The 21,149-nt window shown below is 60.7% G+C and carries 16 protein-coding genes and 2 pseudogenes; 13 read left to right on the plus strand and 5 right to left on the minus strand.

Annotated elements, in window-relative coordinates:
* The first annotated feature begins 2 nt into the window (after positions 1-2).
* From narI to gshB, 13 genes and pseudogenes are all read left to right on the plus strand, one after another.
* Positions 3-683, plus strand: coding sequence for a respiratory nitrate reductase subunit gamma (gene narI, locus HHJ19_RS07295; RefSeq protein WP_296905427.1), 681 nt, complete (start codon positions 3-5; stop codon positions 681-683).
* Between the two features lie 17 nt (positions 684-700).
* Entirely contained in the window at positions 701-1,549 is an 849-nt protein-coding gene (locus tag HHJ19_RS07300; protein ID WP_296905429.1) for a peptidylprolyl isomerase, read from the plus strand.
* A 674-nt stretch (positions 1,550-2,223) separates the two neighbouring features.
* On the plus strand, positions 2,224-3,477 hold the full coding sequence (locus tag HHJ19_RS07305; protein WP_296905431.1) for a nitronate monooxygenase family protein: 1,254 nt from the start codon (positions 2,224-2,226) through the stop codon (positions 3,475-3,477).
* A gap of 12 nt (positions 3,478-3,489) precedes the next feature.
* Positions 3,490-5,922 carry an adenosylcobalamin-dependent ribonucleoside-diphosphate reductase gene (locus tag HHJ19_RS07310; RefSeq protein ID WP_296905433.1) on the plus strand — a complete coding sequence of 811 codons (2,433 nt, stop codon included), beginning with the start codon at positions 3,490-3,492 and terminating at the stop codon, positions 5,920-5,922.
* Positions 5,919-7,241: an NnrS family protein gene (locus HHJ19_RS07315; protein ID WP_296905435.1), complete on the plus strand. Its 1,323-nt coding sequence runs from the start codon at positions 5,919-5,921 to the stop codon at positions 7,239-7,241. The genes HHJ19_RS07310 and HHJ19_RS07315 overlap by 4 nt, the downstream gene beginning before the upstream one ends.
* A 12-nt stretch (positions 7,242-7,253) precedes the next feature.
* Positions 7,254-7,907 (plus strand): nitroreductase, encoded by a 654-nt coding sequence (locus HHJ19_RS07320; RefSeq protein ID WP_296905437.1) that lies wholly within the window; start codon positions 7,254-7,256, stop codon positions 7,905-7,907.
* A 46-nt stretch (positions 7,908-7,953) separates the two neighbouring features.
* Positions 7,954-8,358: a ribonucleotide reductase subunit alpha gene (locus HHJ19_RS07325; RefSeq protein ID WP_296905439.1), complete on the plus strand. Its 405-nt coding sequence runs from the start codon at positions 7,954-7,956 to the stop codon at positions 8,356-8,358.
* Positions 8,359-8,368: 10 nt separating this feature from the next.
* Complete coding sequence (locus tag HHJ19_RS07330) at positions 8,369-8,980, plus strand: hemerythrin domain-containing protein (protein WP_296905442.1); 612 nt, start codon at positions 8,369-8,371, stop codon at positions 8,978-8,980.
* A gap of 99 nt (positions 8,981-9,079) precedes the next feature.
* Positions 9,080-10,333, plus strand: a complete 1,254-nt coding sequence (locus HHJ19_RS07335; protein WP_296905467.1) for a glutamate-5-semialdehyde dehydrogenase — start codon at positions 9,080-9,082, stop codon at positions 10,331-10,333.
* Positions 10,334-10,479: 146 nt separating this feature from the next.
* Positions 10,480-11,690 (plus strand): annotated as a pseudogene (gene gshA / locus HHJ19_RS07340) (glutamate--cysteine ligase).
* 351 nt (positions 11,691-12,041) lie between these two features.
* Positions 12,042-13,910, plus strand: a complete 1,869-nt coding sequence (locus HHJ19_RS07345) for a potassium transporter Kup (RefSeq protein ID WP_296905443.1) — start codon at positions 12,042-12,044, stop codon at positions 13,908-13,910.
* A 93-nt stretch (positions 13,911-14,003) separates the two neighbouring features.
* The gene (locus tag HHJ19_RS07350) at positions 14,004-15,872 is read left to right on the plus strand and encodes a potassium transporter Kup (RefSeq protein ID WP_296905445.1); all 1,869 of its coding nucleotides are present in this window, start codon (positions 14,004-14,006) and stop codon (positions 15,870-15,872) included.
* Positions 15,873-16,579: 707 nt separating this feature from the next.
* A complete protein-coding gene (gene gshB, locus HHJ19_RS07355) occupies positions 16,580-17,533 on the plus strand; it encodes a glutathione synthase (RefSeq protein WP_296905469.1) in 954 nt (317 codons plus the stop codon).
* A gap of 26 nt (positions 17,534-17,559) precedes the next feature.
* Here the strand turns inward: gshB and HHJ19_RS07360 are convergent, their stop codons facing one another.
* The 5 genes and pseudogenes from HHJ19_RS07360 to HHJ19_RS07380 all read right to left on the minus strand — a co-directional run bounded on the left by HHJ19_RS07360 (position 17,560) and on the right by HHJ19_RS07380 (position 21,098).
* Positions 17,560-18,348 carry a class II glutamine amidotransferase gene (locus HHJ19_RS07360; RefSeq protein WP_296905447.1) on the minus strand — a complete coding sequence of 263 codons (789 nt, stop codon included), beginning with the start codon at positions 18,346-18,348 and terminating at the stop codon, positions 17,560-17,562.
* Between the two features lie 3 nt (positions 18,349-18,351).
* Positions 18,352-19,824, minus strand: a complete 1,473-nt coding sequence (locus HHJ19_RS07365; protein WP_296905449.1) for an MFS transporter — start codon at positions 19,822-19,824, stop codon at positions 18,352-18,354.
* A gap of 18 nt (positions 19,825-19,842) precedes the next feature.
* Positions 19,843-20,034 (minus strand): annotated as a pseudogene (locus tag HHJ19_RS07370) (4-oxalocrotonate tautomerase).
* A 313-nt stretch (positions 20,035-20,347) separates the two neighbouring features.
* On the minus strand, positions 20,348-20,620 hold the full coding sequence (locus tag HHJ19_RS07375; RefSeq protein ID WP_296905450.1) for a hypothetical protein: 273 nt from the start codon (positions 20,618-20,620) through the stop codon (positions 20,348-20,350).
* A gap of 40 nt (positions 20,621-20,660) precedes the next feature.
* Positions 20,661-21,098 carry an OsmC family protein gene (locus tag HHJ19_RS07380; protein ID WP_296905452.1) on the minus strand — a complete coding sequence of 146 codons (438 nt, stop codon included), beginning with the start codon at positions 21,096-21,098 and terminating at the stop codon, positions 20,661-20,663.
* Positions 21,099-21,149 lie beyond the last annotated feature (51 nt).

Here is a 21,149-nt window from a genome sequence, read left to right on the forward strand (position 1 = left end):
GCCTGCCGGTGTTTTTGGTCGGCAGCCTGATCCGTTTCGACCGCGACCAGTACACCTGGAAAAGCGACTCGTCACAGATGCTCCGCACCGGCCTGCTGCGCTGGGGCAGCAACCTGTTCCATGTGGGCATCCTGTTCCTGTTTTTCGGCCATCTGGTGGGCCTGCTGGCGCCGCATGCGTTCTATGCCCACTTCATGGAGGCATCAGTCAAGCAGCGCATTGCGATCTATGCGGGCGGCGTTGCCGGCGTGCTGTGTTTCGTCGGCCTGTCGATGTTGATCTATCGCCGTATCTTCGACGAGCGTATCCGCTACACCAGTCACAAAACCGACCTGGCGATCTTGCTGATCTTATGGGTGCAGCTGGTGGTGGGCTTGATTACCTTGCCGCTTTCATGGGCGCACTCTGACGGCAGCGTCATGCTGATCCTGGCTGATTGGGCGCAGCGCATCCTTACACTGCGCGCTGTTGATTCTGCAGCGCTGGCCGGTCTGCCTTGGCCTTACCTGTTCCACGTCGTTTTCGGCATGACGATTTTCCTGCTGTTTCCGTTCAGCCGACTGGTTCATGTGTGGAGCGGTTTTGCTTCGGTCGGCTACCTGTTCCGGCCTTACCAGGTGGTGCGCAGCCGCCGCCTTGGTGTCCCCGGCAGGACGCCAAGTAACCGTCAAAAATCAATCTAGACCGCAAGGACCCTTTCATGAGTACCCCCACTTCCACAGTCACCGGCTGCGGCAGCAGTGCCTGCCATTGCGCCAATACGCCAACCCAGGCCGCTGCGCCCACAGCTTTCGTCAATGGCATTGCCTTGCATGAGCCAGGGCAGCAGCCAGACCTGCATGCGCTGCGCGAACTGGCTTATTCCGAGTTGCTGCGTCAGCATGCGGTGATGAGGGGCTTGTTGCCGCGTCATAAGGCGCTGATGGCTCCGGAGCTTGGCGAATCCGAGCGCAAGATCATCGAGTCCATGGTGGACGAGGAAGTGCTTACCCCTCAGCCGACCGAGGAAGAAGGTAAGCGCTACTACGAAGCCCACAAGCAGCAGTTTTTGGTGGGCCAAGCCTTGCATGTGCGGCACATCCTGTTTGCGGTCACGCCTGGTGTCAATGTGCATGCACTGACGGTTTATGCGGAAAAAGCGTTGCTGGAACTAAGTCACAAGGGCGTCCACGCCGATCGCTTCACCCAGCTGGCAAGCGAACTTTCAAATTGCCCAAGCAGCGCTCAGGGTGGCGATCTCGGCTGGATTGGTCCTGACGATTGTGCTCCTGAACTGGCCAACGAATTATTTAACCAGAAGCATTCGCAGTGGGGCATGGGTGTGCATCCACGACTGATGCACACGCGTTTCGGTTTTCACATCATCGACGTATTGAACCGCCGCGCGGGCAAGCAGCCCGTTTATGAGGAAGTGCATGAGCGCATTACGGCGCTGTTGACCATGCAGTCGCGCGCCAGGGCGCTACACCAGTACATGAGCCTTTTGGTAGGGGAATCGCTGGTGGAAGGCGTTGACCTTGAAGGCGCTGACTCTCCGCTGGTTCAATGAGCGAGCACGCCGCAACCACCGACGAGTTGCTGCTGCGTTTGCGGGGTTTCAGGTCTAATTATTTTCCGCCACACCAGCAGCGGTTTAGGAATTCGATGGCACAGGGGCGGCACCTTCAAAATACGGTTTACAGGTTGTTCAGACTTGCGGCTGGTGCTCTGCTTGCCGACCGGAAGCGGCCCCGGCGAGCTTTTTATCGTGCATAGCGTGGGGGCTCGCTCCGCTGCACGACGGCTTGGCAACGGATGGGCCACCACGGCACCACGGGCGAATCAGGTTTGCCATACTGAATCTGAATGTGGGACGCATCGTGATCTTTGACCCCAGCCACTGCGGTGCCATCCGAGCTGCCCACGATGCTGTACCGTATGAGGCGGTTGGGGTTGCGGGCTTGGCTCAAGGCCGCCCGCCAGGCGTTGCTGCCGGTGCCAGCCCAGCCGCAAGGCGCTGCGCCGCACCGGGCAGCATTCTGTGATGTTGTAGCCGGAGCGTCGTGCGGAATACTCCCCGGAGCGGCGCGCAGTGTAAGGGCGCAACGTTGACGCTGGATGGCTGGAACCATGTGATTAAACACGGAGAAACCTATATGTTTGACGCACAGCAAGGCGACTTCGTTGCTGCTTCGTTAGCATTCCATTGTGGCACTCGCCCCTACCAACACTATGTGGAGCACGATGGACAAATCATTTCCGACTGATCGGGTCGCGACCGCAAACCTTGACGCAGCGACCGCCGCCGCCAGTTTGCAAACCCTGTCAAACGATTCAGGCCTCAGGCGCTGGCGCTTAGGTGGCAAGGAGCTGATTCCGGTTGTACAGGGTGGCATGGGCGTGGGCGTCTCGGCGGGCGGTCTGGCTGGCGCGGTTGCGCGGCTGGGCGGCGTGGGCACGGTTTCTTCAGTCGATTTGCGCCGTCTGCATGCCGACCTGATGGATAGAACCGGTCATCTGGACAAGGAGCCCGACGCGCGCCAGTTGATTGACGCCGCCAACCTTGAAGCGCTCGACCGTGAGATTCGCCGCGCGCGAGAAATCTCGCAGGGCCGCGGGCTGATTGCCGTGAACATCATGAAGGCCATCAGCGCTTACGAAGCCTGCGTTCGCCAGGCTCTGGCCAGTGGCGCCGATGCGCTGGCGGTGGGTGCGGGCCTGTCGCTCGATTTGCCCGAGCTGGCGCGTGACCATCCGCAGGTCGCCCTGATTCCCATTCTTTCCGACGCCCGCGGCGTGCAGCTCATCGTGCGCAAATGGGAAAAAAAAGGCCGGCTGCCCGATGCCATCATTATTGAGCACCCGGGGCTGGCCGGCGGCCATCTGGGGGCTGCAAAAGTGGCTGACCTGCATGACAGGCGGTTTGATTTCGACGTCGTGATTCCGCAGGTGCTGGAATTCTTCAAGGCCGCTGGCATAGAGCGAGAAATCCCGCTGATCGCGGCAGGCGGCATCAGTTGCCGTGACGACATTCTGCGCCTGCAGGCGCTGGGTGCATCGGCCGTGCAACTCGGCACCGCCTTTGCCGTCACGCAGGAGTGCGATGCCGACGCAGGCTTCAAAAAGGTATTGGCTGAAGCAAAGCCCGAGGATATGGTGGAGTTTGTCAGCGTAGCCGGGCTGCCGGCGCGCGCGGTGCGAACGCCCTGGCTGGAGAAATACATCCGGCTGGAGTCCAGGCTCAAAGCGGTCGCCCATGTCAAGGCAAGATGCAATATGTCTTTTGACTGTCTGGCGCATTGCGGACTGCGTGATGGCGTCGCCGCCATGGGCCAATTCTGCATCGACCAACAGCTGGCGCATGCCTTTGAGGGGGATGCAAAAAAAGGCCTTTTTTTCCGTGGTGCCGCACGTCTGCCATTTGGCGATCAGATACGTTCGGTGCAAGAATTAATGCAGTGGTTGTTGGGCGGCATTCGTCCGGCCGCCCTTTCTTGAGGAAAAAAATACATGAAGCGTGAACACTTCGGGCGTCCGCAGGACCTGACCGCCACCCAACCCATCAGTCACGATGTGCTCAGGGAGAAATATCTCAAGCCAGGCGAAAGCGGCATGGAAGACGTATTTCGGCGCGTGGCGCGAGCGCTCGCTTCGGTTGAGCCGCAGGCTGAGCGGGAAAGGCACGAGGCGCTGTTCCTGGAGAATCTGCACGCCGGCGCCATTGGCGCGGGCCGCATCATGAGCGCGGCCGGCACCTTGATCCAGGCGACTCTTATCAACTGTTTCGTGCAGCCGGTCGGCGACTGCATCCAGGGCGTTGACGACGGCGGCTATCCCGGCATTTACGAAGCCCTGCGCGAGGCGGCGGAAACCATGCGGCGCGGCGGCGGCGTGGGCTATGACTTTTCGCGCATACGCCCGCGTAACGCCGAGGTCAAGGGCACGGCGTCCATGGCCTCCGGGCCATGCAGTTACATCAATGTTTTTGACCAGTCGTGTTCAACGGTGGAAAGCGCAGGCGCCCGGCGCGGCGCACAGATGGGAGTGCTACGCATCGACCATCCCGATGTGCAGGAGTTCATCACCGCCAAGCGCACCCCCGGCCGCTGGAACAACTTCAACGTGTCCGTGGGCATGTCAGACGCCTTCATGCAAGCACTCGGCGACGATCAGCCTTGGGAACTGGTACACAAGGCCAGACCCGGCGCGGCCCTGATTGCACAGGGCGCTTTTCAGCGTGCCGACGGACTGTGGGTCTATCAAACCGTGGCAGCGCGTGAAATGTGGGATACCGTGATGCGCTCGGCTTACGACTTTGCCGAACCTGGAATCCTGTTTCTGGACAACATCAACCAGGACAACAACCTGCGCTACTGCGAGTCTATCGCCGCAACGAATCCTTGCGGCGAGCAACCACTGCCGCCCTATGGCTGCTGCGATCTCGGCCCCATTATCCTGACGCGCTTTGTGCGCCATCCCTTTGGTTTTGACGGCGAGTCAGAGTTCGACTTTGATGCTTTTGAAAGCTCGGTTGCGACCCAGGTGCGCGCGCTCGACAACGTGCTGGAAGTGACTTTCTGGCCCCTGCCACAGCAGCAGGCCGAATCAAGCGCAAAGCGCCGTATCGGCGTGGGTTTTACCGGCCTGGGCAATGCGCTGACCATGTTGCGGCTGCGCTACGACGCGCCCGAGGGCCGCGACATGGCGGCCCGCATCGCCGAGCGCATGCGCGATGCGGCTTATGGCGCTTCGGTGGCATTGGCGAAAGAAAAGGGGGCGTTCCCGAAATTTGACGCTGACGGCTATCTTGCCACCGGCACCTTTGCCAGCCGGCTGCCGGCTGAGCTGCAGCAGACCATACGCGCGGGCGGCATCCGCAACAGCCATCTGTTGTCGATTGCGCCTACCGGGACAGTCAGCCTGGCTTTTGCCGACAACGCATCGAACGGCATCGAGCCGGCGTTTTCTTGGATGTACCGGCGCAAGAAGCGCGAGTCCGATGGCAGCACCACAGAATACGCGGTAGAGGATCACGCCTGGAGACTGTACCGTGAACTCGGCGGCGACGTGGACCAGCTGCCCGAGTACTTTGTCTCAGCGCTCGACATGTCGGCGACAAGCCACATCGCCATGATGGAAGCGGTGCAGCCCTTCATCGACACCGCCATTTCCAAAACCGTGAACGTGCCGGCTAATTATGCCTACGACGACTTCAAAAGCCTGTATCAGCAGGCCTGGCGTGCGCGGCTCAAGGGCCTGGCTACCTACCGGCCGAATGCGATTCTGGGTGCGGTGCTTGAAATCCACCCCAGCCCCGAGGCGGCGCCTGAAGCCCTGGTTACGCCGCCAGCGGACCCGATGCGCACGGTCATTGAGAGCCGTCCCAAGGGCGCCCTGTCGGCGGTGGCGGAAAAGGTCGAGTACTGGACCCAGGAAGGCCACAAGACGCTGTACATCATCGTCTCCTTCCTGCCGGTGCCGGCAGTGAATGGCAGCGGCATCGTAGAGCGCGCCATCGAGTTTTTCATGCCGGTGGGGCAAAGCGGTGAATCGCAGCAATGGATCACTTCCAGCATGCGCATGCTGTCGCTGGCCGCGCGCGGCGGTTTCCTGGAGCGCGCACTCAGCGACATGCGCAAGGTCGCCTGGGACCGTGGCCCAGTGCGCCTCGGTACCTACGAAAAGGTGGACGGCGCACGCGTGCCACTATGGCATGACTCGGAAGTTGCAGCCATTGCGTATGCAGTGCAGAACATCATCACGCGGCGAGCCAGCCAGGCTGTGGCCCATGAAACGCCAGTGGACCTGGTTCCGGTTGCGACAACTTTGGCACCACCCTTGATGGCGGGTAAAAAATGCAGCGAGTGCGGCGCACACGCGGTCATCCGCAAGGACGGCTGCGACTACTGCACACAATGCGGCTACCTGGGTGTCTGTGGATGAACCAGGCAACTGTTATCCCGCTGCGGGGGCTGAACGGTAAGCCCTCCGCCGAGGCGCTGGCAACGCTTGACCGCAACTGGCGGCCCCGCTATCTATTGCTGGCGCCCCATAGGCTGGGGTTTTTCCTTGCCATGCTGGTGCTGGTTGCGGCCGGTACGTGGTGGGCACTGGTGCAGTTTGACCGGATGACTGCAACGCTGGACTTATCCTACGTCCTGTCACCTTCGCTGGTGCATGGGGCGGTCATGACTTTCGGTTTTATTCCACTGTTTTTTTCCGGATTTTTGTTTACTGCCGGCCCCAAGTGGCTCGCGGTTCGGCCGCACGAAACAGGCCGCCTGCTGACGCCGATGCTGCTGCAGGCCACGGGTTGGCTGGTGTGGCTTGCAGCAGCGCATTTCAATGCGGGTGTGGCGATTGCTGCGCTTTCGCTGGCATGGTTGGGCTTGACATGGATGACACTGATGTTCTGGCAATTGATCCGTCGCAGCCGCATGACAGACCGTGTGCATGCGTTGACGATTGGCGCCGGCTGCATCGTCGGTTGCCTGAGCCTGGCCGGGCTGGTGCTCGGTTTGTCGTTCAATGCTTTCACTGTGGCGCTGGCTTGCCTGCTCTCCGGTCTTTGGGGTTTTGTGCTGGTGGTTTACGTGTCGGTTGCGCACCGCATGATTCCGTTTTTTACCTCCAGCGCCGTTCCCGCGCTGGACGCTTGGCGGCCGTTTTGGGTGTTGTGGCTGATGCTGGGAGTTGCCGCCTTTGAGGTAGCAGCTGCGTGGGTCACATTCGGCGGCCCGCTTACGGGATTTTCCGGCACGGCATGGACGCTGTCTCGCGGCATTTTCGAACTGGTGGCCGGCGGCTTGTTGCTGTGGCTCGCCCTTGCCTGGGGGCTGGTAAAGAGCCTCAAAAACCGTCTGCTGGCGATGCTTCACATCGGGTTTTTATGGTTAGGCCTCGCACTCACGCTGGGCGGCGTTGCGCAATTGCTGGGCTGGGTGCAAGGCGCTCCGGTGCTAAGCCTGGGCGCTCTGCATGCGCTCACCATGGGCTGTTTGGCGTCGCTGATGCTGGCCATGGTCACGCGTGTGTCCTGCGGGCACAGCGGGCGCGCCTTGGTCGCCGACGGTATCGTCTGGTCGCTGTTCTGGCTGCTGCAGGCAGCCACCTTGATGCGTATCGCCGGTGCGATGCAAAGCATCTTTGCAGGCTGGCTGCTGCTGGCCGCTGCGCTGCTCTGGGCGGCCATCATGGCGGTCTGGGGCTTGCGGTTGGGCGGCTGGTATGGGCGTTTGCGGGCTGATGGCCGCGCCGGCTAGGGGCAAAGCGCAATGAGCCTGCCTGCTGCGTCCGTGCAAACACCCGTCGAACCCTGCGACGGCGATACGGCGTCGCTTACAGCCGCTCTCATGCAGTCGCGGCAAACCATACTGCCCAAGCGCCTGATGGCACCCGGACCGGACGCGGGCCAGTTGGCCATGATCCTTAACGCCGCAGCCACGGCACCTGACCACGGCCAGCTGCTGCCCTGGCGTTTTGTCATCGTGCCGCAGGCGGCGCGTGAATGTCTGGCCGAGGTATTCAGCGCGGCGCTGATGGAGCGCGACGCCTCCGCCACGCCCGGGCAACTGGCGCAGGCGCGCGAAAAAGCGCAGCGCGCACCGCTGCTCCTGCTGGTGGTCGTCGATGGCGGGCGGGGCGACCCCGACATTGATCTGTTTGAACGCATGGTGTCCACCGGCTGCGCGCTGCAGAACATGCTGCTGATGGCGACTGCGCTGGGCTACGGCTCGGCGCTGACCAGCGGCAAGGCGCTAAAGTCCGGCGGCCTGCGCGCACTGTTCGGTCTGAGGCCGGCCGAACATGCGTTGTGCTTCGTCAGTGTGGGCACAGTGCAGTCGCGCAAGATCGCCCGCTTGCGGCCGCTGCCCGCCGACTTTGTCAGTACCCTCTGCTCCGACGGGGCTGTGGTGGCTGGCGTTTAATCAGCAGGGATCGGCCTGCGCCTTATTTTTTGCACTGGATACTGTTATGGATATTTCGAGTTTTGACGACCTGCTGAAGGCTGCGCGGTCCCAGGCGGAGCCGCAGCGCCTGTTATTCGTATTCGCTGGCGTCGAGCTGCCTGAGGACGCGACTCCCGCGCAGCGCGAGCGTTTCGAGGCCGGTCAGGGCGGCGCGCTGGTGCCGCTGATGTGCGTGGACAAGCGCCCCGACGAGCTGGCGTCATTTGACACGCTGATCGGAGAGTCCAGCCAGTTCGGCCACGACTGGGGCATTGTGTTTGCCGCCGCAATGTCGGGCACGCTGGACCGCATGCCCAGCAGCGAAGATGCTGAAGAACCCCTGCAACGCATGGTCGAAGCGATCAAGCGCGGCGAGATTGGCGCCTACATCCCTTTCGATCCCCGGGGACAAGCCGTGCAGATAGGCTGAAAGGGCTGACATGACTGCAATAACGAAGATGCACACGCCAAGCCCGGTCAATCGGGCCACCAGGCGAGCGGTCATGCTGCCTGGCCACAGTTCGCCGGCCGCAGGTTTTGAGGCGCCGTTTGAAATGCTGGCCACCTGCCACGAGCGGGTTGAGCGCATGCTGACTCTGCAGGCCAGGCTGCAGCAGCACCTGTTGGACAAGGGCTGCGATGAGCCTGCCCGTCAGGCCGCACGCGACGTGATGCGTTACTTCGACATCGCCGCGCCGCTGCACCACGAGGATGAAGAACTGCATGTGTTTCCTCCATTGCAGGCGGGACCGGATGCCGCCTTGCGCGATCTGGTGGCGCGGCTGATACAGGACCATCGGCAGATGGAATTGGCCTGGGCCGGGGCACGCCGTACGCTTGCAACCATCGCCGACAGCGCAGTATCCGGCGTGCTGCCGCTCACACCCGCCCAGATTGGGGCCTTGAATCAGTTCGCCGCCATGTACCGGCAACATCTGGACAGCGAAAACGGCCTGATCTACCCTGCCGCCCAGGCCACGCTGTCGCCAGCGGACCTGGAGGCGATGAGCCAAGACATGATGCAGCGCCGGGGTGTCACTTCCCGCAAGTAGCGCGGCCACGTCTTTGAATGCGGGCAAAATAGCGCCATGAACGCGCCTGACTTCCACCCTTCAAACAGCGACCGGTCTCATGGCGAGCTCCTGAAATTGATGGAATCCATCGGTTTAAAGGCAAAAACCTCCTCGGTCCATATGGCCCGGGCATCAGCAGCTATAAAAAACAAAGCACTCTCGGGCTTGGCAGTTTTATTGCGGCAGGATGCTGCGGCTTTGCAGGTGGCCAACCAGCGCGATCTTTCGCGCGCCGCCGCGGCCGGCTTGGCCGGGCCGATGCTGGACCGGCTCAAACTCGGCGCGAAAGACATTGAAACCGTCGCGCTGGGTTGCGAGCAGCTCGCCGCCATGCCCGACGTGATTGGCGAAATTATCGGCATGAAGCAGCAACCCAGCGGCATTCGCGTTGGCCAGATGCGGGTGCCGATCGGCGTTTTCGGCATGATTTACGAGAGTCGTCCGAATGTGACGATCGAGGCGGCGAGCCTGGCCATCAAGAGCGGCAATGCCTGCATCCTGCGCGGCGGCTCCGAGGCCATCGAGTCCAACAAGGCGCTGGCGGCGCTGGTTCAGCAAGCCCTGGGCAATGCGGGCCTGCCTGTCGATGCGGTGCAATTGGTGCCCACCACCGACCGCGAAGCCGTCGGCCTGCTCATCACCATGGCGCAGTATGTTGACGTCATCATTCCGCGCGGCGGCAAGGGCCTGATAGCGCGGGTCAGCGCAGGTGCGAAAGTGCCGGTCATCAAGCATTTGGACGGCAACTGCCATGTCTATGTCGACGATCCCTGTGACATCGCCATGGCGGTCAACATCGCCGACAACGCCAAAACGCAGAAATACAGTCCCTGCAACGCCACCGAAGGCCTGCTGGTGGCGCGTGGCGTGGCGGCCGCTTTCCTGCCGCAAATCGGCGCGATCTACGCGGCCAAAGGCGTGGAAATGCGCTGCGATGCAGAGGCGCAGTCGATTTTGCGCCCCCTTTGCGGCGCAAACGTTCAGGCGGCCACTGAGCAGGACTGGTACGAGGAATACCTGGCGCCCATCATCAGCATCAAGGTGGTTGAAGGCGTTGATGAGGCAATTGTCCACATCAACCAGTATTCCAGCCACCACACCGACGCCATCCTTACGCGCGACCACCTGCACGCCCAGCGTTTCCTGCGCGAGGTTGATTCCGCCAGCGTCATGGTGAACGCGAGCACCCGCTTCGCCGACGGTTTCGAGTTTGGCCTGGGCGCCGAAATCGGCATCAGTACCGACAAGTTTCATGCCCGCGGTCCGGTTGGTATCGAGGGTCTGACCTCGCTCAAGTATGTGGTGCTGGGCCAGGGTGAAGTGCGCGGCTGAGCCGCAAGCGGCGGCCGGGTGCCGCTCACCCGCGCCCGGGTAGCCCCGAAAATTCGCTTGCAAGCCAGCCTTCTGACCCCGGTTTCCGATGAGTCGGTCATATATCATCGAGCCAGACAACAAAACCCCCATTCGAAAGTGGCCGCATGGTTCCGCATCTCATTACCGCCCTGACCGGCCCCATCAATGAACTTGAGCAACGCATCATCGAGAGTATGCCGGCCATCGAGCGCTGGTTCCGGCTGGAGTGGATGGAGCACACCCCGCCGTTTTACTGCTCGGTAGATATCCGTAACGCCGGCTTCAAGCTCGCGCCGGTCGACACCAATCTCTTCCCCGGCGGCTGGAACAACCTGACGCCGCAGATGCTGCCGCTGGCGGTGCAGGCGGCGATGGCCGCAATTGAGAAAATCTGTCCCGAAGCGCGCAACCTGCTGGTAGTGCCCGAAAACCACACGCGCAACAGCTTTTATCTGTCCAATGTGCTGCAGCTCAAGCGAATTTTTCACCAGGCCGGCCTCAACGTGCGCTTTGGCTCGCTGAGTTCAGACAGCAAGGAGCCGACCCTTGCACTATTTTGCTCAACAACGACCTGTCGGCCGGCTTCCCGGGCATTCTGGAAGACCTGCACGAGCAGCATCTGCTGCCGCCGCTGCATGCCGGCTGGTCGGTGCGGCGCAAGTCCAACCATTTCAAGGCTTACGAAGAAGTCGCCAAGCGTTTTGGCAAGTTGCTGGGAATTGATCCCTGGCTCATCAACCCGATGTTTGCGCAGTGCGGCGAAGTCAGCTTTGCCGAAGGCGAGGGCATGGAATGCCTGACCACCCACGTCGATGCACTGCTCTCCCGCATCAAGCGCAAATACAAGGAATACGGCATCAACGAGAAGCCGTTTGTCGTGGTCAAGCCTGACAACGGCACCTATGGCATGGGCATCATGACTGTGCACGACGCCAAGGAGCTGGGCGGCCTGAACCGCAAGACCAAAAACAAGATGAGCGTACTCAAGGACGGCCAGACACTTTCCGACGTCATCATCCAGGAAGGCGTGCTGACCAACGAGCGCGTCAACGATGCCGTCGCCGAGCCGGTGGTCTACATGGTCGACCGCTATGTGGTCGGCGGGTTTTACAGGATTCACGCCGAGCGCGGCATTGACGAAAACCTCAACGCTCCCGGCGCCAGCTTCGTTCCGCTGGCCTTTGCCGACAGCGGCCGGCTGCCGCAATCTGGCGAAAAACCCGGCTCCAGTGGCCCCAATCGCTTTTACATGTATGGCGTCGTCGCCCGGCTCGCCATGCTGGCCTCCAGTTATGAGCTAGAAGTGACCGATCCGGACGCTGAGGTGTACGACTGATCGCCGGTCGCAGTGCCGGCTGGCCTCAACGCTATTAATTTAATAGCTTGGTGTGACCGTAGATACTGGACATGGGGCCGATTCGGCATAAGAACAGGGGCCAAGACTTCGAAAGCCAGTGGGCCAGGTTTTTGCCGGCGATGCCGGTTACTGCAGCGCTTAAAAGTTTCCCATTGCGAGGCGAGTTGTTGCGGTGCAACGGAACGCCGGTTTCTGCTGACCAGGGGGGTGTGTCCGGTGGCAAGCCCGGCACCTCAGTGCAAAATAGCGGTCCCTCAGGTAACCCTTCCATCGGCGTCGGCCAGCTTTGACGGCGATTAGCCGGTTAATCGCCCCAGACGGGCAGTTTTTGTGACAAGTCAAAAATCATCACTCGCAACGCTCACGGTGGGCGCCATTGGTGTCGTCTATGGCGACATCGGCACCAGCGTTCTTTATTCCATCAAGGAAGTTTTTGGCTCCGGGCACGTTCCTTTCACTCCTGACAACGTTTACGGCATCCTGTCCATCTTCTTCTGGACGCTAACCGTCATCGTTTCGATCAAATACGTCACGCTGGTGCTGCGCGCCGACAACAATGGCGAGGGCGGCCTGATTGCCATGCTGGCGCTGGCTTCCGCCGCCGTGCGGGACCGGCCCAAGCTGCGGCGCACCCTGCTGCTGGTGGGCATTTTTGGCACCTCGCTGTTTTACGGCGATGGCGTCATCACGCCGGCGATTTCCGTGCTGTCGGCGGTTGAAGGGCTGGAAGTGGTATCACCCGCCTTCACCAAAGGCGTGGTGCCGATCACGCTGGTCATCCTGTTCGGGCTGTTTGCGCTGCAAAAGCATGGGACGAGCGGGATTGGAAAGTTTTTCGGCCCCATCACCATCGTCTGGTTTGTCGTGATTGCACTGCTGGGCGTTTCGCAAATCGTGACCAACCCGGGCATCCTCAGGGCGCTCAGTCCGCATTACGCGCTGATGTTCATCTGGGCCAACCCGGCCGTCACCTTCATTATTCTGGGGGCGGTGGTGCTGTGCGTCACCGGCGCCGAGGCACTCTATGCCGATCTCGGGCATTTCGGCAAAAAACCGATCCGCCTGGCCTGGTTTTCCATCGTCATGCCTTCGCTGGTGCTTAACTATTTCGGCCAGGGCGCCCTGTTGTTGAACAACCCGGCGGCCGTCAAAAACCCGTTTTACCTGATGGCCCCTGACTGGGCGCTGCTGCCACTGGTGGGCCTGGCCACGCTGGCGACGGTGATTGCCTCGCAGGCGCTGATTACCGGCGCTTTCAGCGTCACCAAGCAGGCAATCCAGATGGGTTATCTGCCGCGGCTGCGCATCCAGCACACCAGCGTTCGCGACACCGGCCAGATTTACCTGCCCTTTGTGAACTGGAGCCTGTTTGTCACCATCGTTCTGGCCGTGGTGATGTTTCGCTCCTCCAGCAATCTGGCGGCGGCCTATGGTATTGCGGTCTGTACCGACATGCTGATCACCACCATTCTGACCTTTTACGTGATTCGCTACGCCTGGAATTACCCGCTCAGTCTGTGTCTGGCCGCCACCAGCGTCTTCTTCGTCGTGGACTTCGCCTTCTTCGCCTCCAACCTCATGAAGCTGTTTGCCGGCGGCTGGTTCCCGTTGATGATTGGCGGCACGGTGTTCACGCTGATGATTACCTGGAAAGAAGGGCGGCGCATTCTCAACAAAAAACTGCGCGCCGATGCCCTCGGTCTGCGGGGCTTTCTGGACGCGGTGTTTGTCAACCCGCCGCTTCGGGTTGACGGTACTGCCGTCTTCCTGACCGCCGAGCCGGGTATCGTGCCCAATGCGATGCTGCACAACCTCAAGCACAACAAGGTGTTGCACCAGCAAAACCTGTTTGTCACGGTGCGCAACCACGAAGTGCCCTGGATTGGCCAGAACAAGCGCCTCGAAGTCGAGTCGCTGGGGCACGACTGCTGGCAGGTCAATGTGCACTACGGTTTCAAGAACGACCTGGATTTGCCCCGGGCGCTGCATCAGATCAAAGACCAGGGCTGCCAGCTGACGCCGACGACGACGAGTTATTTCCTCTCTCGCGACACGGTGATTCCGACGATTGGCGGCGGCATGGCGGCCTGGCGTGAGAAGCTTTTCGCGCAGATGCACCATAACGCGAGTGGCGCGGCGGACTTTTTGAACCTGCCGAATAATTCCGTGGTGGAACTGGGCAGCAAAATTGAGATTTAGGATTTTTCCGGATATTTTTCCATTAGATTGCGGGGGTATCAGCCATGAAAATATTTGCAAGTCGCGCTCCATCGCCAAAAACAGAAAGTTTTTGTGTCCAGTAAAAAATCATCGCTATCGGCGCTTACCCTGGGCGCCATTGGGGTTGTCTACGGCGACATCGGGACCAGCGTCCTGTATGCCTTCAAGGAAGTTTTCGTGAGCGGCCATGTGCCGATCACGCAGGCCAACATCCTTGGGGTGCTGTCGCTGTTCTTCTGGACATTGACGATCGTGGTCTCCGTCAAATACGTCGTGCTGATCATGCGCGCCGACAACAGTGGCGAGGGTGGACTGATGGCCTTGCTGGCGCTGGCGTCGCAGTCGGTCAAGGACCAGCCGCGCCTGCGCAGTGTTCTGCTGATGGTCGGCGTGTTCGGCGTGGCGCTATTTTTCGGCGACGGCATCATCACCCCGGCCATCTCGGTGCTGTCGGCGGTGGAGGGCCTGGAGATCGTCACGCCTGCGGCCAAGCCTTACGTGGTGCCGATCTCGCTGGTGGTGCTGGTGCTGCTGTTTGCGGTGCAGCGCCGGGGCACAGCAGACATCGGCAAGTTCTTCGGTCCGATCACCGTCGTCTGGTTTCTTGCCATTGCCTTTACCGGGTTGATGCAGATCGTGCAGAACCCGCAGGTGCTGATGGCGATGCTGCCGGTGCATGCGCTGCGCTTTGCGACTGAACATTACACCCTTGCTTTCATCACGCTGGGCGCGGTGTTCCTGTGCGTTACCGGTGCCGAGGCGCTGTATGCCGACATGGGTCATTTCGGCAAGCGGCCGATCCGGCTCGCCTGGTTCGGCCTGGTGATGCCGTCCCTGATGCTCAACTACTTCGGCCAGGGCGCGCTGGTGCTGGCCAACCCCAAAGCAGCGGAAAACCCGTTTTACCTGATGACGCCAGAATGGGCCCTGGTTCCCATGGTGGTGCTGGCCACTGCAGCCACCGTGATCGCCTCGCAGGCGCTGATTTCGGGTGCTTTTTCGGCCACCAAGCAGACCATCCAGCTGGGTTTCCTGCCGCGCCTGAGCATTCTCCACACGTCTATCCGCGACACCGGACAGATCTACATCCCTGCCGTGAACTGGATGCTGCTGGTCGGCGTCATCGCGGCGGTCGGCTTGTTTGGTTCGTCCACCGCATTGGCTGCGGCCTACGGTATCTCGGTCAGTCTGGTGATGGTCATCACCACCGTGCTGACTTTTTTCGTCGTGCGCTACGGTTGGGGCTACCCGCTGTGGCTGTGCATCGCGGCCAGCAGCTTCTTTCTTATCGTTGATGTGGCGTTCTTCGCCTCCAACTTGCTCAAGATCATGCAGGGCGGCTGGTTTCCGCTGGTGCTGGCTGTTGTCCTGTACACGGTCATGGCCACCTGGAAGCAGGGCCGCCGGCTGCTCAACGAAAAGATGCGCGCCGACGCGGTAGACCTGCCCAGTTTTCTGGACGCCGTGTTCGTCAGTCCGCCGGTGCGCGTCGAAGGCACCGCCGTTTTCCTGACCGCCGAGCCGGGCACCGTGCCTAATGCGATGCTGCACAACCTGAAGCACAACAAGGTCCTGCACCAGCAAAACCTGTTTGTCACGGTGCGCAACCACGAGGTGCCGTGGATTGGCCTGAACAAGCGTCTCGAAATTGAATCACTGGGGCACGATTGCTGGCAGGTCAATGTGAACTATGGTTTCAAGAACGACCTGGATCTGCCCAAGGCGCTGCAGCAGATCAAGAACCGGGGCTGCCAGCTGGAGCCGATGACCACGAGTTACTTCCTCTCTCGCGACACGGTGATTCCGACGATTGGCGGCGGCATGGCGGCCTGGCGTGAGAAGCTTTTCGCGCAGATGCACCACAACGCGAGTGGCGCGGCGGACTTTCTGAACCTGCCGAACAACTCCGTGGTGGAACTGGGTAGCAAGATCGAGATTTGAGGGCGCCGTTGCGCCAGTGTTCCTCGCGCATCTCTTTTGTGCCGCGGTCCGTGCGATTTTGACGAAAACCGTGCTTTCCGCTTTGTAAGTGCTTCTCGTCCAATGACTACGGTCACACTATGCTATTTAATTAATAGCATATTTACCTTTTCGCAGGTTTGCTGACCGGGGTAGCTTGGCGACTACCCACCTGTCTGTGCGTCGCGAAAGAAAAGCAAGCAAAAGAAAGGCGACCGCTAGTTTCTGCGTCCGCTGCGCTGCACCCCACTTTTTGGGTGCAACGCAGGAACTTTGACTGCGGGTCGGGTTTTCTTGGGTGACTCTCTTCTGGTTAAGCAAGAGAAAGTCACTTGCCGCCAAGCGACTCCGCTACAGCACATTCACCCAGCGCCAGAACTACTACAAATTCAATAGCAAGGTATGACCGTATTCATTGGACAAGAGGCCGAAAAAGCTCATAAAACCAAAAAAGCCAAAAAGCCAAAAAGCCCCACGAAAAGCCTGCTGTGACTTTTTTGCTGGCCGAGCCGGTGTTCGTCACCTTCCTGGTGACGCTCTATGGCGTCGCAATAGCCGCTGTCGGCTCGGCCTTTTGGGGCGTGGCGGCCGGCGCGTTCCGCTGTTTGTACAACAATACGGCCAAGAGCGCCGCGCCTCCTGGCGGGAGCGGTTCAAACAACCATGACCTCCAGGTCACTGAAAAATCCATGAACATTCTTTTTATCGCCGATCCGCTGGAATCCTTCAAGACCTACAAGGACACCACCTTCGCCATGATGCGCGAGGCGCAAAAACGCGGCCATCGCATCAGCGCCTGCGAGCAGCAGGACCTGATGTGGCAGCGCGGCGCGGCCGTGATGGCCCATGTGCGCGACATCACGCTGACCGGCGATGCGGTCAACTGGTTCGAGGCGACCGGCACGCGCGCGGTGGCGCTGAAGGACTTTGGCGCCGTGCTGATGCGCAAGGACCCGCCGTTTGACAGCGAATACTTCTACGCGACGCACCTGCTGGAGCAGGGGGAGCGCGATGGCGCCAATGTGTTCAATAAGCCGCGCGCACTGCGCGATCACCCTGAAAAACTCGCCATCATGGAGTTCCCCCAATTTATCGGCCCGACGCTGGTGACGCGCGATGCCGAGGACATCAAGCGCTTTCATGCCGAACACCGGGACATCATCCTCAAGCCGCTGGACGGCATGGGCGGCATGGGCATTTTCCGCGTCGGGCCGGACGGCCTGAACCTGGGCTCCATCACCGAGACGCTGAACCGCCATGGCGCGCAAAGCCTGATGGTGCAGAAGTTCCTGCCCGAAATCGTCAAGGGCGACAAACGCGTGCTGGTGATCGGCGGCAAGCCGGTACCCTTCAGCTTGGCGCGCATTCCGCAGGGCAGCGAGGTGCGCGGCAACCTGGCCGCTGGCGGCCTTGGCGTGGCGCAACCGCTGTCAGCGCGTGACCTTGAAATCGCCGAGACACTAGGCCCCGTACTGGCCGCACGTGGCCTGCTGCTGGCCGGCATCGACGTGATTGGTGACTATGTGACCGAAATCAATGTGACCAGCCCGACCTGTTTCCAGGAAATTCATGACCAGATGGGTTTTGACGTGGCGGCGATGTTCATTGACGCGCTGGAACAGGCCGTGGCGCAGACGCTGTAGTCCTCAAGCAAGGAAGCGCTGCCGGCTCATTCCTTCATCAGACCGCCGTTCTGAAAGACCTTGAGTTCACCGGGCGCAAAAGCGGTCCAGTTTTCGTTGGTGGTGAGCGGCGCAGTCACCACTACCGCCACCCGGTCTGTCGGGCTGGTGTGGTCGGCAAAGTCGATGCTAAGATCCTCGTCGTTCAGCGTGGCATGGGTAAAAGGGTGACGGCGCTCCACGTAAAACAGGCTGGTCGAGGCATGGGCCCAGAGCGCCTGGCCGTTGCTCATCAGAAAATTGAAAGTACCGTGCGGCGCTATCTGCGCGGCCAGTTCACGCAGCGTCAGGGTGAGCTCCGGCACGCTGGGTACGCCGGCGTGGGATTTGGCCAGCTCCTGCATGATCCAGCAAAATGCCCGCTCGCTGTCAGTGCTGCCAACCGGCTTGAAGCTGCCATGCAGGCGCGGCGCGAAATCCTTCAGGTCGCCGTTGTGCGCGAATACCCAGTAGCGGCCCCACAGCTCGCGCACGAAAGGGTGGCAGTTTTCCAGCGCCACGCGACCCTGCGTTGCCTTGCGGATGTGCGCAATCACGTTGCGGCTCTTGATCGGGTAGCGGCTAATCAGGTCGGCAACCGGTGACTCGCAGGCGGGCTGGTGATCGACAAAATGGCGTAGCCCCTTGTCGCCGCCTGCCGAGGCGTCGCCTTCAAAAAAAGCAATGCCCCAGCCGTCGGTGTGCTGGTCGGTATGCCCGCCGCGCTGCGCGAAACCGCGAAAGCTGAAGGTCACGTCAGTGGGCGCGTTGCAATTCATTCCAAGCAGTTGACACATCAATCAGTCCTTTCTGGCGGGCACGGTTTCCCTCAGCTGCGATGCGGCTATCAAGGCTAGCAGGCACAAGGCGGCCAGCATTAAAAAGACTTCGTTGAAAGCCGCCAGGCGGGCCGGGCTGCTGGCGGCATTGGTGAGTGAATCGCCATGCGCGGCGAGCCGCCACTCCAGCACAATGCCGCACAGGCTAACGCCAATCGCACCGCCCAGCATGCGCACGAAGCTGATCGCGCTCACGCCCTGCGCCATCAGGTCTTTGTGCAGTGGTCTGAGTGAGCCAAGGTTGAGCGAAGGCAGGATAAAACCCAGCCCGATGCGTCCCAGGGTGGCCCAAATAATCAGAAGCCAGAGCGTGGAGGCAAGCGTCACTGTCAGCATCAGCGCAAACGAGGCGGCCAGCAGGCCCAGACCTATGCTGACCAGCAACCAGGTCGGCTGCCGGTCGGCCAACCGGCCCACGCCGGCAATCGTGGCGGCAAGCACCAGGCCGGCGGGCAAAAGGATGGTGCCCACATGCGAGGCCGACAAATTCAGGCCCAGCTGCATGTATACCGGCAGCAGGTAAGTTGAGCCAAACAGCGCCGTGCCGTAAATAAAGGCCACCACGCTGCCCATGGCGAACTGGCGGTTGTCAAAAAGAGCCAGGTTCATCAGCGGCACGCGACCCGTCGCGGCCATGCGGCGTTGCCACCACAAAAACAGGCCTAGCAGCAGCAAAAAGGCGCCTAATAAGGCCGCCGCGACCAGCGCATTATTGCCCTGCAGCGCCACCATGCCGTTGAGCAGGAAAAGCGTGCCGACAGCGGCGAGCACCAGGCCGCGCCAGTCAATCATTGGCGTGTTGCGGTTGGCCGACACGCCACCGGGTGCTGCGTCGGGCACATAGCGGTAGGCCATCCACAGCGACAGCAGGCAAAACGGAATCACCAGGAAAAAAATCGAGCGCCAACCGAACAGGTCGACCAGAACGCCGCCAATGCTGGGGCCCAGTGCTGGCGCCAGCACCACGCCCATGCCGAACAAGCCACTGGCCCGGCCCTGCTCGTGCGGTCCAAAGGCCCGCATGATGATGATGGCAGGAATCGGTTGCACCACGCCAGCGGCCAGTCCTTCGGCCACGCGCGCCGCCAGTACCAGGCCGTAATTGTTGGCCAGCCCGCCCAAAAAGCCACCGGCCATCAGCAGCAGCATGCACCCGGCGTAGGTGTTGCGGTAGCCATAACGCGCGAGCAGCCACGGCGTGGTCAGCATGGATGCCGTCATGGCCACCATGAAGCCCGAACTGACCCATTGCGCGCGTCCCTGGCCCAGCGAAAAGTACTGGCTCATGTCAGGAATCGCCACATTCACGATGGTCGAGGACATGATGGACGCCATGGTGCCGACCATGACCGCCACCAGCAGAAGCCAGCGATAACGCGGACCATGGCGCGCCTGCAGCGCAGCAATGGAAGACGGCGATGGCAAGGTGTTCAAGGGGTTTTCAGATGAATGCTACTGTCCCGGCTCAGACCAGAGTTTGCTGCCGGTGGCCCAGTTTTCTCGCTTGATGTCGCTGATGATGATATCGACCGAGTCGGGCTGACCACCGAGAATCTCGACGCTGACGCGCGTAATTGCTTCAGCCAGCTTTTTCTTTTATTCAATGGTCCGGCCTTCCAGCATTTCAACATGGTATGCGGGCATTGTTTCCTTTGCGCGCCAGGGGGTGATGAGGCGATGATAAAAGAGTTACGCATCCCATACGCGATTGTGGCGGGCGCATGAATGCGCCAAAGGTTGGACACCCTGGGACGCGTGCAAGCGCAAGAGAGATGCCAGAAAGGGCGGTGCGCAAGTGGCTTGAGCTATCGGGTCGGCTGGCTTTGAACGGTTTTCAGGAGTCACTTTGATTGATAACAGACCACAGCCGGGTTTGCAGCCTGCGCTGACTGGCAAAAAATATACCGAACGACGTCGGGCTTTTCAGCGCCGACAACAGGTTGCCGGATCGGTTCAATTATTCGAGCGGTGCCACCAGCACCCCATGTTGTGCAGAAAATGCCTGGAGGATCTCGGCAACCTGCGTGTCTCCAAGTGTCGTGGTCAGCTCCACCAGCTTGTTTCCGTTGCCCCTGTGGCTGTCGCTTACCACCACGGCGGCGGCTTTGTCCTGAACAGCAAGCAGCGCCTGTAGTGTTGGACCGAGCGAGTCCATCACCGCATCGCGTTGTGCTTGCGTGGTGTCTGATTGGGCAGGGTATTGCACGTCATAAGAGAAGTTTGTTTTCATGGTCAGTCTTGAATTTTCAATCTGGGAGGCTTGCGCATTCTTATCGGCGCAACTTCGCCGATAGCTCGATTTCCGGAACGCTGGCCAAGGCTTTGGACAGCGGGCAGCCCTTTTTGGCACCTTCGGCAATTTCCATAAAAACTGCCTCGCTGATGCCGGGAACCACTGCTTCCATTGTCAGCGCAATGTGGTCGATGACAAAACCGTCGCCCTGTGTCGTCAGGCGCACCTCAGCCCGGGTGTCGACCGATGTGGTGGCAAATCCCGCCTTGTCGCAGGCAAACGAAAAAGCCATTGTGAAGCATGCCGCGTGTGCCGCACCCAGCAACTCCTCGGGATTGGTGCCACTGCGATCGTCCTCAAAACGGCTGCCGAAGCCATACGGGTAGGCTTTCAGCGCGCCGGTTTCGGTGCTGATCTGGCCCTGGCCTTTTTTGCCCTGGCCTTCCCAATGGACGGAGGCGGATTTTTCGGTCATGTTGGGTCTCTCGTGAGATTGGAGGACTGTGTCAAAGCCTTGCTGGCCGAA

The organism is Polaromonas sp. (assembly GCF_012927415.1).
Taxonomy (GTDB): domain Bacteria; phylum Pseudomonadota; class Gammaproteobacteria; order Burkholderiales; family Burkholderiaceae_C; genus Polaromonas.